This window comes from Algibacter sp. AS12, from assembly GCF_046736315.1.
Classification (GTDB): domain Bacteria; phylum Bacteroidota; class Bacteroidia; order Flavobacteriales; family Flavobacteriaceae; genus Algibacter_B; species Algibacter_B amylolyticus.
Map to the genome: position 1 here is coordinate 2,426,500 of NZ_CP151841.1, position 13,793 is coordinate 2,440,292.

General features: G+C 33.9%; 8 protein-coding genes. All 8 read left to right on the plus strand.

Annotated elements, in window-relative coordinates; all coding sequences use genetic code 11:
* Positions 1-107: 107 nt before the first annotated feature.
* The 8 genes from porU to AAFN75_RS10180 all read left to right on the plus strand — a co-directional run bounded on the left by porU (position 108) and on the right by AAFN75_RS10180 (position 13,792).
* The gene (gene porU, locus AAFN75_RS10145; RefSeq protein ID WP_411806231.1) at positions 108-3,992 is read left to right on the plus strand and encodes a type IX secretion system sortase PorU; all 3,885 of its coding nucleotides are present in this window, start codon (positions 108-110) and stop codon (positions 3,990-3,992) included.
* Positions 3,993-4,026: 34 nt separating this feature from the next.
* Complete coding sequence (gene porV / locus AAFN75_RS10150; protein ID WP_411806232.1) at positions 4,027-5,268, plus strand: type IX secretion system outer membrane channel protein PorV; 1,242 nt, start codon at positions 4,027-4,029, stop codon at positions 5,266-5,268.
* Positions 5,269-5,409: 141 nt separating this feature from the next.
* On the plus strand, positions 5,410-5,892 hold the full coding sequence (gene cdd / locus AAFN75_RS10155; protein ID WP_411806233.1) for a cytidine deaminase: 483 nt from the start codon (positions 5,410-5,412) through the stop codon (positions 5,890-5,892).
* A 184-nt stretch (positions 5,893-6,076) separates the two neighbouring features.
* On the plus strand, positions 6,077-7,075 hold the full coding sequence (gene pdhA, locus AAFN75_RS10160; protein WP_411806235.1) for a pyruvate dehydrogenase (acetyl-transferring) E1 component subunit alpha: 999 nt from the start codon (positions 6,077-6,079) through the stop codon (positions 7,073-7,075).
* Between the two features lie 3 nt (positions 7,076-7,078).
* Positions 7,079-8,710: a 2-oxo acid dehydrogenase subunit E2 gene (locus AAFN75_RS10165; protein WP_411806236.1), complete on the plus strand. Its 1,632-nt coding sequence runs from the start codon at positions 7,079-7,081 to the stop codon at positions 8,708-8,710.
* 87 nt (positions 8,711-8,797) lie between these two features.
* Positions 8,798-9,829: a M28 family metallopeptidase gene (locus AAFN75_RS10170; protein WP_411806237.1), complete on the plus strand. Its 1,032-nt coding sequence runs from the start codon at positions 8,798-8,800 to the stop codon at positions 9,827-9,829.
* Complete coding sequence (locus AAFN75_RS10175; RefSeq protein ID WP_411806238.1) at positions 9,822-10,505, plus strand: SDR family NAD(P)-dependent oxidoreductase; 684 nt, start codon at positions 9,822-9,824, stop codon at positions 10,503-10,505. The genes AAFN75_RS10170 and AAFN75_RS10175 overlap by 8 nt, the downstream gene beginning before the upstream one ends.
* 74 nt (positions 10,506-10,579) lie before the next feature.
* The gene (locus AAFN75_RS10180; RefSeq protein WP_411806239.1) at positions 10,580-13,792 is read left to right on the plus strand and encodes a T9SS type B sorting domain-containing protein; all 3,213 of its coding nucleotides are present in this window, start codon (positions 10,580-10,582) and stop codon (positions 13,790-13,792) included.
* Position 13,793: the final 1 nt, after the last annotated feature.

Genomic DNA, 13,793 nt, shown 5'->3' on the forward strand with positions numbered 1-13,793 from the left:
TTTTATTAACGCACGATTTACTAATTTATTATTGTATTTTTGAATCAGTTTTTAAAATTGTTATTTTTTATTGATAATAACAATTGCCTAACGACGTTATTTTAGCAATGAAGAAGACTATTTTAATTTTACTGTTGACGATTTCAACAGTGGTGTTTGCACAACAAAAAAAGTATAGTATAACTTGGGGTGATACTCAAATCCTAACAATAGCTGATTTTGCTATTGAAGTACCTGCGTTTGATGCAGAGTACTTTAACTATGATTTGGATAAAGGCCTTTTGTTTACTCACCAATGGGAAACCGATGCCGTAATTAATGAAGCATCGGTAACTATTAGTAATGTAGTGTACGCAACAATTTCTAAATCGGAATTAAAAGGTTTAGATGTTGCTAAAATTCCTAGCGAGTTAAATTTTAGTTTAAAAAATTCTTTAGCTAGAGATAAAAAATATATCGGTTTACAATTGTCTCCAATTATAAAAGAAGAAAACGGGAGATTTAAAAAGGTTACTTCCTTTCAATTAAATTATAAGACAGGAAGTAATTTAAATAGCAAGGTTTCATCGAAATTTAGTAGTTCAAAAGCTATTTCTAATTCTGTATTAAGTTCTGGCGATTGGTATCGATTTTATATTGATACAACGGGAGTCTTTAAGTTGAATAAAAGGTTTTTGCAGACTTTAGGTATTAATGTTAATACTGTAGATCCTAGAACAATTAAATTATATGGACATGGTGGAGAAATGATTCCTTATGCCAATGCTGTAGATTATCCTTTTGATGTTCCCGAAAATGCTATACAATTTGTTGGAGAAGAGGATGGTGATTTTAATGATAGTGATTATATTCTATTCTACGGACAAGGACCTGCCGGCTATGAGTATTTTAGCGAAAAGAGTCATATTAATTGTTATACCGATAAAACATACTATTATATTAATGTGAGTTCTGGTAACGGCAAACGTATTCAAAGTTTTAATCAGCCAACTGGTAGTGTGGATATGATTATAGAGTCTTATGATGATTATCAATTTCATGAGGTAGACGATTATAACCTTATTTCAATGGGTAGACGTTGGTTTGGTGATAAATTTGATGTTGAAAGCAGTAAAGAGTTCGAATTCGATTTTACGGGTTTAGTGACCTCAGAACCTATTAGTTTGAAGGTACTTGTAGCTACGGCGTCTGGTAGTTCTAGTGAAATGAAAGTGAGTGTTAATGGGACTGCTGTGTCTACTTTAGGGATTTCTGGGGTAACGTCTCCAACTCTAGCAAATGGTGTTACATATTCTGGTAATTTAAATGTAGATTCATCCATTATAAAAGTAGGATTAGATTTTAATAATCTAGGAAATCCTAGCGTTGTGGGCTATTTAGATTATATTGCTGTAGAAGGTAAGCGTGCATTAAATTTTGATGGAAATCAGTTTCTATTTAAAAATAAAACAGTGTCTTCTATTTCAGGAATTGGACAATATAATATTACAAATGCGTCTAATCTTTCCGAGGTTTGGGATGTAACAGATATTTATAACGTTTCAAAAATTAGTAATGATAATGGAGATGCTACATTTAGTTTTACTTCAACCTTAGGGTCTTTAAAATTTTACGTTGCTGTGCCTTCTTCCAATTATCTTGAGGCTAAAACGGATTCGCAAACTACTATAGCTAATCAGAATATTAAAGGTGCTATTTTTCAAAATAGTCAAGGTGCTTTTCAAGATATAGATTATGTTATTGTAACTCCTAATAACATGTATAATCAAGCAGAGCGTTTAGCTCAGATCAATAGAAACCAATATGGGTTAAATGTTAAAGTGGTAGGTCTGGATGAGATTTATAATGAGTTTAGTTCTGGAAATCAAGATATTGGTGCTATAAGGAATATGGTTAAATATGTGTATGATAATGCCAGCACACCAGAAAATAGAATTAAATATTTATGCCTGTTCGGTGATGGTTCATATGATTATAAGGATAGGGTTTCGGGTAATACTAATATTGTGCCTTCTTGGTATTCTTACAATAGTTTTAGTTTAGCGACATCCTTTGTGTCTGATGATTTTTACGGCATGATGGACGAAAATGAAGGTACCATGAGCTCTAACGATAAATTAGATATTGCCATTGGTAGAATTTTAGCAGATACGCCGCAACGAGGGTTAGAAATGGTAGATAAGGTGGAATCTTATTATATTAAGGAGGCTTATGGAAGTTGGCGGAACAATTTTGTGGTCATGTCCGATGACAATGATTCTAAGCTTAACGGAACTTTACAAGCTACAACAGATGAAATTGGCGATTTGGTTTCCGAAGAAAAACCGTATGTTAATGTTATTAAAATTCATTCTGATGCTTTTAAGCAGGAATCCTCAGCTGGTGGAGATAGATATCCCGTTGTAACCTCCGAAATAGTAAGTGCTATGGATAATGGTGCTTTAGTTATAAATTATTTTGGACATGGAGGAGAAGATGGTTTGGCAGAAGAACGTATTTTTTTAAAAAATGATATAACCGACCTTCGTAATGTCTGCAAACTATATTGCTTTGTTACTGTGACTTGCGAATTTACTAGATTTGATAATCCTCTTAGAGAAACCGCTGGAGAATTTACATTTTGGAATAAAGAAACCGGTGCTATTGGTTTAATAACCACAACACGTCAAGTTTTTGTTAATTTTGGTATTAATTTTAATAAAGAATTAGGGCAGTATCTATATTCCTACAGCGATGACGATACTTACGAGGATTACGAATATCCAACTATGGCTGAGGCATTACGATTAGCAAAAAACGATCCGGTAATTACTGGTAATAGTCAAAAAAGTTTAGTGTTTTTTATTGGTGATCCAGCCATGAAGTTGGCATTCCCGAAACCAAATATTAGGCTTACTAAAATTAACGATATGCCTATTGCAACAGCAACTGATACCCTTAAAGGATTAAGTTATGTTAAGTTAGCAGGCGAGGTTACAGATGTTTCTGGTAATTTATTAAGTACTTACAACGGTACATTATCTACCACTATTTACGATAAAGAAGTGAATAGAAAAACCTTAGGTAACGATGGTGTTTCTGATGGTGGTGGTGTGATAATAATGGACTTTAAGACCTTAGGAGAAATTATCTTTAGAGGGCAAGCATCGGTTACTAATGGTTTATTTGAATTCGATTTTGTTGTGCCTAAGGATATTGGGATACCTGTTGGGTTTGGTAAAGTAAGTTTTTATGCAAAAAATGAAGCCTTATCCGAAGATAGAACAGGAGCAAGTGTAAATATAATAAGAATTGGTGGTTTAAATGAAGACGCTCCAGAAGATAATACCGGCCCTTTAGTTACATTATACATGAATGATGAAAATTTCGTTACTGGCGGAATTACAAACGAGTCGCCTACATTACTAGCAAAATTAGAAGATGCTAACGGAATTAATACAGCCAGTGGTATAGGGCATGATATTGTTGGTGTTTTAGATGGCGATGAAACAAACCCTGTAATTTTAAACGATTATTATCAAACCGAAGTGGATGATTATACTAAAGGTACAGTAAGTTTTCCTTTTAAAGATTTAGAACCAGGTTTACATACGCTAACAGTAAAAGCTTGGGATGTTTATAATAACTCGTCTATTTCCGAAATTCAGTTTATGGTGTTCGATAAAGATCAAGGTTTAGTAATAAATAATGTGCTTAATTACCCAAATCCATTTGTAAATTATACAGAATTTTGGTTCAATCACAATAGTTCGGAACCTTTAGACGTTTCTATACAGATATTCACCGTTACCGGGAAAATTATTAGAACGCTTAATGGGCAAACTTCTGGAGGTATAAAAACATCAAGTTCGTTGTCGCGAGATATCGTTTGGGATGGAAGAGATGATTTTGGTGATAAAATAGGTAAAGGCGTTTATATTTATAAACTAAAAGTACGTTCTAGTTTATTGAACAAAACGGTCGAAAAAATTGAAAAACTCGTCATATTATAAAAAAAATTATATTTGCTAAACTAAAAAAGATTTCATGAAGAATAGATTATTGCTATTTATAGCCTTTGCTTTTGTTTTAAAAGGTTATTCACAAGAAACAACCGTAGTTGTACCATATGAGAATTCTAGTAGTGTAATAACAACAGGAATTCCGTTTCTACTTATAGCATCAGATGCTCGTGCAGCTGGTATGGGAGATATGGGTGTTGCGACCTCTGTTGATGCTTTTTCACAACAATGGAATTCGTCAAAATACGCCTTTTCAGAAGCTAAATCTGGTGTGGGTGTAAGTTATACACCATATTTAAGTAAATTAGTTAACGACATCTTTTTAGGGAATTTTACATACTTTAATCGTCTAGATGATCGTAGTGCATTTGCAGCAAGTTTAAGATATTTTTCTCTAGGATCCATTGAGTTTGTTGATGGACCAGATGATACACCAAGAGAGCAAAAACCAAATGAGTTTTCATTAGATGCATCATACGCGTTACGTTTATCCGATCAATTTTCAATGTCGGTACTTATGCGTTATTTACGTTCAGATTTAAGAATTCAAGGCGTTGGTGGAGATATTACACCTGCAAGTACGTTTGGCGTAGATCTTTCTGGATATTACCAAAGTGAAGAAGAAGCTTATTCAGATTTTAATGGACGTTGGAGAGCAGGTTTTGCTATTCAAAATATTGGACCAAAATTTAAATATGATGAAGGCGGCGAAGAAAATTTTCAGCCTACAAATTTACGTATAGGAGCTGGGTTCGATTTTATTTTCGACGATTATAATAAAATATCTGTAACTGCAGAAATCGCAAAATTATTGGTACCAACACCTCCACAATTAGGAAGAGAAACCGTTTTTGAAGATGTTAATGGTAACGGTACTTATGAAGAAGATGAAGATACTTTTATTAGCGAAACAGATAACGTTATCTATAAAGGAAAATCTCAAGATGTAAACTTTTTATCAGGAATGTTTCAGTCTTTTGGTGATGCACCAGGTGGATTTAGCGAAGAGTTAAAAGAGTTTACATGGGCTTTAGGAGCAGAATATGTATATCAAGATTCATTTGCATTTAGAACAGGTTATTTTAATGAAAGTGAAGAAAAAGGAGCTAGAAAATTTTTAGCTTTGGGAGCTGGGTTTAAAGCAAATGTGGTAAATATTGACTTATCTTACTTGTTCTCTGCATCTAAAGTGCAAAGTCCATTAGAAAACACATTACGTTTCTCTTTAACCTTTAACTTTGGTGCTGGAGAATATTTGGAATACTAGAATTTTTAAAAATAATTTATATTAAAAAACTATTGTCTTAATTGGCAATAGTTTTTTGTTTTTGGAATTTAGTTTTCGCTTTTTTAGAATTTAATTACCTCGTAGGCTTGACTCGAGGTAGTTTATTAAATACATTTGATTATGAAGGAAATAAAAATAGAGTCTACGTTATACGTTTTTGATAGCTTACAAGAACTTCCTAAAGACGTATTGTCCCTTATGGAAAAGGCTGTTCAGGCAAGAGAAAAAGCATATGCACCATATTCCAACTTTAATGTAGGTGCCGCCATACTTTTAGATAATAACGAGATTGTATGTGGAAGTAATCAAGAAAATGCTTCATACCCTTCAGGTTTGTGTGCAGAGCGTACAGCTATTTATTATGCAGGGTCACAATTTCCCGAAGCTAAAATAGTTCGTATGGCAATTACTGCCGGATCTAAAGTTAATAAAACTACAAAGCCCATTCCGCCTTGTGGCGCATGTAGGCAAGCTGTAGCCGAATATGAAATAAAACAAGACGCTCCAATAGAGATCTATTTTATGGGCGAAACCGGTGCTATTGCTAAATCAAACTCGCTTGCAAACTTGTTACCTTTAATGTTTGATAAATCAGTACTCTAACTCTTTGTATTTAAGATATTTTAGTTTTTATCAGTAAATTATAATAATTAGTGAAACTAAATTAGCTTACAATCCTATTTTTTCATTTTTTTTGTATTTTAGTCATATTGTGTTTTTGCAATACAGCACAAAGTGTTACTTTTGTGTTCCGCTAATTATAATAATAGTACTCAAAAAGTATTCAATGAAAAAAATCACAAAAGAGGTTTACCTAAAATGGTACGAAGAGATGTTATTCTGGAGAAAGTTTGAAGATAAACTTGCCGCAGTATACATTCAACAAAAAGTAAGAGGATTTCTTCATTTGTATAATGGTCAAGAAGCTGTTTTAGCTGGTGCTTTACATGCTATGGACTTGACAAAAGATAAAATGATTACCGCTTATCGTAACCACGTACAACCAATAGGTATGGGAGTTGATCCTAAACGTGTTATGGCAGAATTATTTGGGAAAGTAACTGGAACATCTCAAGGTATGGGAGGTTCTATGCATATTTTTTCTAAAGAATTTAGATTTTATGGTGGTCATGGTATTGTTGGAGGTCAAATTCCTTTGGGTGCTGGTATTGCTTTTGGAGATAAATATCATGGTGTAGACGGTGTAACAATTTGTTGCTTTGGTGATGGTGCTGCTCGTCAAGGGTCACTTCATGAAACGTTTAATTTAGCGATGTTATGGAATTTACCAGTAGTATTTGTTTGTGAAAACAACGGATACGCTATGGGAACTTCAGTAGAAAGAACAGCAAACCATACCGAAATATGGAAATTAGGTTTAGGCTACGATATGCCTTGTGGGCCTGTTGATGGAATGAATCCTATTAAAGTTGCCGAAGCTTTCGATGAAGCTATTACAAGAGCACGTAAAGGTGGCGGACCAACATTTTTAGAGTTAAAAACATACCGTTATAGAGGACATTCTATGTCCGATGCACAGCATTACAGAACGAAAGATGAAGTAAATGAATACAAGAAAATAGATCCTATTACGCAAGTTAAGGATGTTATTCTTGAAAAGAAATATGCTACAGAAGACGGTATTAAAGTAATTGATAAGCGCGTAAAAGAACGTGTTGCAGAATGTGAGAAATTCGCTGAAGAATCGCCTTTCCCAGATAAGCAACAACTATACGATATGGTTTACGAGCAAGAAGATTATCCATTCATTCAACACAAAATATAAGATATGGCAATAGTTGTAAATATGCCCCGTTTAAGCGATACCATGGAAGAAGGTACCGTTGCTACTTGGTTAAAAAAAGTAGGAGATAAGATAGAAGAAGGAGATATTTTAGCTGAAATCGAAACCGATAAAGCGACCATGGAATTCGAATCTTTTAACGAAGGTACACTACTTCATATAGGTGTTCAAGAGGGCGAAACTACAAAGGTAGATGAGCTTTTAGCTATAATTGGTGATAAAGGTGAAGATATTTCAGGTCTTTTAAATGGCAATGGTAACGCTTCCGCGGAAGCAAAAGAAGAAACAGTAGAAGCTGAATCTACTCAAGAAGCTCCTGCAGAAACAGCTGCGGCTCCTGCTGCAAGTGCCGCATTACCTGAAGGTGTAATAGTAGTAACTATGCCGCGTTTAAGTGATACTATGGAAGAAGGAACTGTGGCAACATGGTTAAAGAAAGTGGGAGATACTGTTGAAGAAGGCGATATTTTAGCTGAAATTGAAACAGATAAAGCAACCATGGAATTTGAATCTTTCCAATCTGGTACGTTATTAGAAATAGGATTACAAGAAGGAGAATCTGCTAAAGTAGATGCTCTATTAGCAATAATAGGTCCTGCTGGAACAGATGTTTCTGGTGTGGCTTCTAGTTTTTCAGCATCGGCAGCTCCTGCAAAAGAAGCTCCAAAAGCCGAAGCTCCAAAAGCAGCTCCTGCTGCAGCATCCGCTCCTAAAAAAGCAAGTGCTCCGGCACCAACACCGGTTACAGATAATGGACGTGTGTTTGTGTCTCCATTAGCTAAGAAATTAGCAGAAGATAAAGGGATTAACTTAACTAAAGTTCAAGGTTCAGGTGAAAATGGACGTATCGTTAAACGCGATATCGAAAATTACGAACCTGCTGCCGCAGCACCAGCTAGTTCTGCTGCTGTTACAAGTTTTGCTGTAGCGGGAGAAGAAAAAACAGAAGAAGTTAAAAATTCTTCTATGCGTAAGGCTATTGCGAAAGCTTTAGGATCATCTAAGTTTACAGCACCGCATTTCTACTTAAATATCGAGGTCGATATGGATAATGCTATGGCTTCTCGTAAAATAATCAATGCCATTCCAGATACAAAAGTGTCATTTAATGATATGGTTGTTAAAGCTTGTGCTATGGCTTTATTAAAGCACCCACAAGTAAACACAACTTGGAGTGATAATGTAACTAAAATACACAGTCATATTCACGTAGGTGTAGCAGTAGCTGTAGATGATGGTTTAGTTGTACCAGTAATTAAGCATACCAATGCTTTAAGTTTAACACAAATTGGATCTTCGGTAAGAGATTTAGCAGGTAAAGCTAGAAACAAAAAAATTAAGCCAGATGAAATGTCTGGAAGTACATTTACGGTTTCTAACTTAGGAATGTTTGGTATTCAGAGTTTTACATCAATTATTAACCAGCCAAATTCTGCAATATTATCGGTAGGAGCTATTGTGCAAAAGCCGGTAGTTAAAGATGGTCAAATAGTTGTTGGTAATACTATGATGCTTACATTGGCATGCGATCACAGAACAGTAGATGGAGCTGTGGGAGCACAATTTTTACAAACATTAAAAACGTTTATTGAAAACCCTGTAACTATGATAGCATAGATATTAAGTTTTTAATTTATAATATAAGAACCTGTATCATTAGTTTGATACAGGTTTTTTTTATCTTTAAATTTTAATAAAAACACCATGAAAAAAATATTTAGTCTTTTAGTAACAGCGCTTATTTTAAGTTGCGGCGGACAAAAAAAAATTATCGAAACCAACCCCGATGCTATTAAACCAGTAGCGCAAACTACAGAGGAATCTATAAGTAAATCCGTTTCAAACTCTAGTAGTCTAGTGTCTAACGCTATTTCTCTAGAAACTATAAAGTCGAGTCTAGAGTATTTAGCTTCAGATGAATTGGAAGGTAGAAACACAGGCTCTAAAGGCATTGAAAAGGCTGCTGTTTTTATTGAAAATCAATTCAAAGCAAATCATATTAAACCTTTTTTTGAAACTTATCGCGATAGTTTTAATATTGAAAAAATTACAGGTTATAATGTGGTTGGGTATTTAGAAGGTATGGACCCAAAACTTAAAAATGAGTTTGTAATTCTAGGTGCGCATTACGATCATATCGGAACAGCAAAAGCTGTGAATGGGGATGTTATTGCCAATGGTGCTAACGATGATGCCTCTGGAACAGTTGCCGTTTTAGAATGGGCAAAATACTTTGCAAAAACCAAAAGTAATAAACGTAGTGTTTTATTCACGTTGTATGCCGCCGAAGAAATGGGGCTTAAAGGTTCGGAGCATTTAGCAAAACGTTTAAAAGAAAAGCAAATGGACCTTTATACCATGATTAATTTCGAAATGATTGGAGTGCCAAGAGCAACAACCGAAATTATGGCATATATGTCTGGATACGAAAAATCTAATTTAGCAGAGCAACTTAATACTTATGGCGGTTCCGAAATGATAGGGTTTTTTCCAAAGGCAAAGGAATTTAATTTATTTCAACGCTCGGATAACTACCCGTTTTACAACGCTTTTAAAGTGCCTGCACACGCTATTTCTACCTTCGATTTTACCAATTTTGAATACTATCATCATGTAGATGATGAAGCCGATAAAATGGATTTTAATCACATGACAAATTTTATAAATAAAATGGTTCCCGCCTTAGAGGGCATGATAAATGCACCAATCAAAGTAATAAAAATGAATAATGAGTAAACATATAATTATAACAGGAACAAGTCGCGGTATTGGTTTCGAGCTAGTACAACTCTTTGCAAAAGCAGGGCATAAAGTTTTAGCGCTTTCGCGGAATGAGAAGCCGGTTCAAAGCTTGAAATTAGATAATGTAACTGCATTTTCGTTTAACTTGAATGATGCTAAGGCTTATAGTCGTGTTGAAGATTTTATAGCCAAAGAATGGAAGCATGTAGATGTTTTAATAAATAACGCTGGTGCTTTATTAAATAAACCGTTTGCAGAAATTACTATGGATGAGTTTGAGGCTGTTTATAAAACCAATGTTTTTGGAGTAGCAGAGTTAACACGAAAAGTAATTCCGTTTATGGTTAATAATAGTCATGTTGTTACCATTAGCTCAATGGGCGGTGTGCAAGGTAGTATGAAGTTTCCTGGGTTAGCGGCATATAGTTCTAGTAAAGCTGCGGTAATTACTTTAACCGAGTTACTAGCCGAAGAGTATAAAGAATCTGGAATAGCATTTAATGTTTTAGCTTTAGGCGCTGTACAAACCGAAATGTTGGAAGAAGCCTTTCCTGGCTATCAAGCACCTACAACAGCTTTAGAGATGGCAGAATATATTCTTGATTTTTCATTAACCGGGAATAAGTATTATAATGGTAAACTGTTACAGGTTTCTAATTCTACGCCTTAATTAGTTTAACGTTTTTATAAACCTTTAAACTTAAAATAAGATATAATTTAGTTCAGTTTTCTATTTTAGCTTTTATGAGGAATATTCTTTTGGTAGTTTTTTTGTTTGCTTTATTTGCTTCGGGGTATTCTCAAATAAGGTTATCACATAACATAGGAACAACTCCTATTGAAAATGGTATGCCCTCGTGTGAAGACGATGAGTCTTGGGCCAGAGTTTTTAAGCTTATAGATTTTGGAATTTCAACAAATGAACAATTTATTATAAAATCTGCAGAGGTTGCTATAACGAAAGCGGATAATGGAGCGTATATTGGTTTTTCTATATTTAGTATTGATTCTAAATTTCCTGAATCTAATCCAAAACATCTAGGAAGTGGAGGCTATCAATTAGTTCCTAAAATTTCCGGTTCACCGGAAATTATTAAAGTCGATTTTAACCGACCAATTGTTGTGCCTGCTCAGGTAGAAAATATATTAGTTGTAGTAGGGAAAAGTAAAGATTTTTACAATCCAAATTCCGCAAAGGTCTTTATTGCAGGTACTGAGTTTGATAATGATAAGTCTTGGTTTATAGGCTGCAGAGAATATTATTCGTATGTCTCTACAGATAATCTGAATTTACCTGTACCTAATGCTAATTTCTATATTAATGTTACAGGTGAAAAGTATTTAAGAAGCAATGTTGGCTCAAATACAACGTTAACACATAATGTCTGCGGTAGTCCTATTTGGATTAATCAGTATGGTCGTACAGGAGGAGGTATAGGTTTTTCTAAGGTTTTTAGTTTAAAAGATTTTGAGATTTCTAATAATGAAGAGTACATAATTAATAATGGTCAAGTTGCTTTTTCAGCAGTAGGCGCTTATGATGTTAGAATTCAATTTAACTTTTATAGGGTTCATAACGATTTTCCAGCTTCATTCTCGGATGTAGATTTAATAGGTAGTAGTCAAGAATTGAGTCTCCCTTATTCTAGTGACAAATATAATCCAATAACTTTTAATTTGGATTTTGATACACCAATTGTAGTACCTAACGGTGTTGAACAATTGCTAGTTGAAGTATTTCATTTAGGAAGCCCAGGGTATTCAGTTGCATTTATAGCGGGAAGTGAGTATGGTAATGATGTATCGTGGATTAGAAACGGTTACACTGCAGGTTATACATCGACTAACCTAAATTTTTACATAAATGTAACAGGAAACGTAAACCATGTCACCAACAATTTTGGAATGAATATCAGTAATATTTGTTCAGAATTTCTTAAAGAATTTAGTGTACAAGATAAGGCAAATGTGGCATCAGTAATTTGGGGCTTTGGTGACCCTGCTTCCGGTGCGAGCAATACATCTACAGATTTATCACCTTTTCATGATTTTTCGGCAGATGGCACGTATAATATAACCGCTACTGTTACGGGGAAAAACGGAGATGTTGAAGTGCTGGAGGAAACTATCGATGTGAAGGAACCTCCAACGGCTTATGGAATTAACGATTTTTACTCCTGTGAAGATTCTTATGGTTCTGGAATAACCTCATCATTTAATCTTTCAACAGTTCAACAACAGGTTTTAAGAGGGCAATCAAATAAAGTAGTCACTTTTATTGATGGTTCTGGAAACGAGTATGAAACCATGACAAATTCGTTTACAAATACAATTAGGGATAGAGAAACTATTACTGTAAGAGTTGCTCACCAAAATAATCCTTGCTGTTATTCAGAAACTAGTTTTGATTTAATAGTACAGCCAAAACCAAATTTGGAAAGTATTGAAGATTTAATTGTTTGTGAAAGTGAAACTAGCGGTTTTGCTAGCTTTAATTTAGAAAAAGTAAAAGAAAAAATTTTAGCTAATAGAACAAATATAGAGGTTGCGTTTTATTTTGAAAATGGACAAAAAGTGGATGGCCCTTTAAATGCCGTTGAAAATATAGTAGCATATGAAGAAGTTATTAGTATTCTAGTAACTAATACAGATACAAATTGTAATAATAAAACCACGTTTAAGCTAAAAGCAAACCCATTACCTATTGCAAATTCTTTAGCCGACTTAATAGGTTGCGATGATAATAACGATGGTATTTCAGAATATTTTGATACTTCAAATATTCAAGTGGATGTTTTAGGTAGTCAAGCCAATATGGAAGTGTCTTATTTTGATGATTCAGGAAATCTATTACCTAATCCTTTACCTAACCCGTTTACAAATAGCACTACAAATCAAGAAACAATAACAGTTAGAGTAACAAATCTGCAAACTAACTGTTATGCAGAAACAACTTTATTGTTGAATACAGCTTCGCAACCACAAATTAATAAACCACAACCACTTTATGGATGCGATTTAGGAACCGGATTTGCAAATTTTGATACCTCTAATATTAAGGCTGAATTGATAGGTAGTCAAGGTGGTTTAAAGATTATATATTTTGATGCTAGTGGGAATGTGTTACCAAGTCCCTTACCAATCTCTTTTCAAAATACGCAACCGTGGTCGCAAAGGATTAAAGTTAAAGTTGAAAATGAGTTGAATAATTTATGCTATTCTGAAACAAGTTTTGATTTAATAGTAAATGATTTACCAATGGTGGGCATAAATGAATCTTATTTTTTATGCAATTTAGAACCTTACTTAAGTGTGAGTGTTAAAGCGGACTTAGATACTTATAAATGGCGATATCAAGATGGATCCATTATTTCTAATACTTTTGAAGCGAATTTAGTAGACGCTGGAAATTATTCTCTTATAATTGGTGAATATAAAAATGGAATTTATTGTGAAAATCAATTTGATTTTGAATTAGTACGCTCAGTATTACCAGTTATTACAGATGTAGAATATAAAGAATTGTCCGATGAAAATTATATTGAAATCTTTGTTTCAGGAGATGGAGATTTTGAATATTCTATTGACGGTTTTAATTATCAATCCAGCAATAGATTTAATAAAATACAAGGTGGTGTTTATACGGTTTCTGTAAGAGATAAATTAGGCTGTGGAGAAGATTTTGATGAAGTAACAGTAATAGATTATCCTAAATATTTTACCCCGAACGGGGATGGTATAAACGAAACTTGGCAAATTAAAGGGATTTCTAATTATCCAAATGCTATTATTAATATTTATGATAGATATGGGAAATTTTTAAAACAAATTTCGGCCAATAGTATGGGATGGGATGGTACTTTTAATAATGAAAAGTCGCCCAATTCTGATTATTGGTTCACCGTAAAATTAAATAATGAAAACAGTTTTTCCGGGCATTTTGCATTAAAACGTTGAT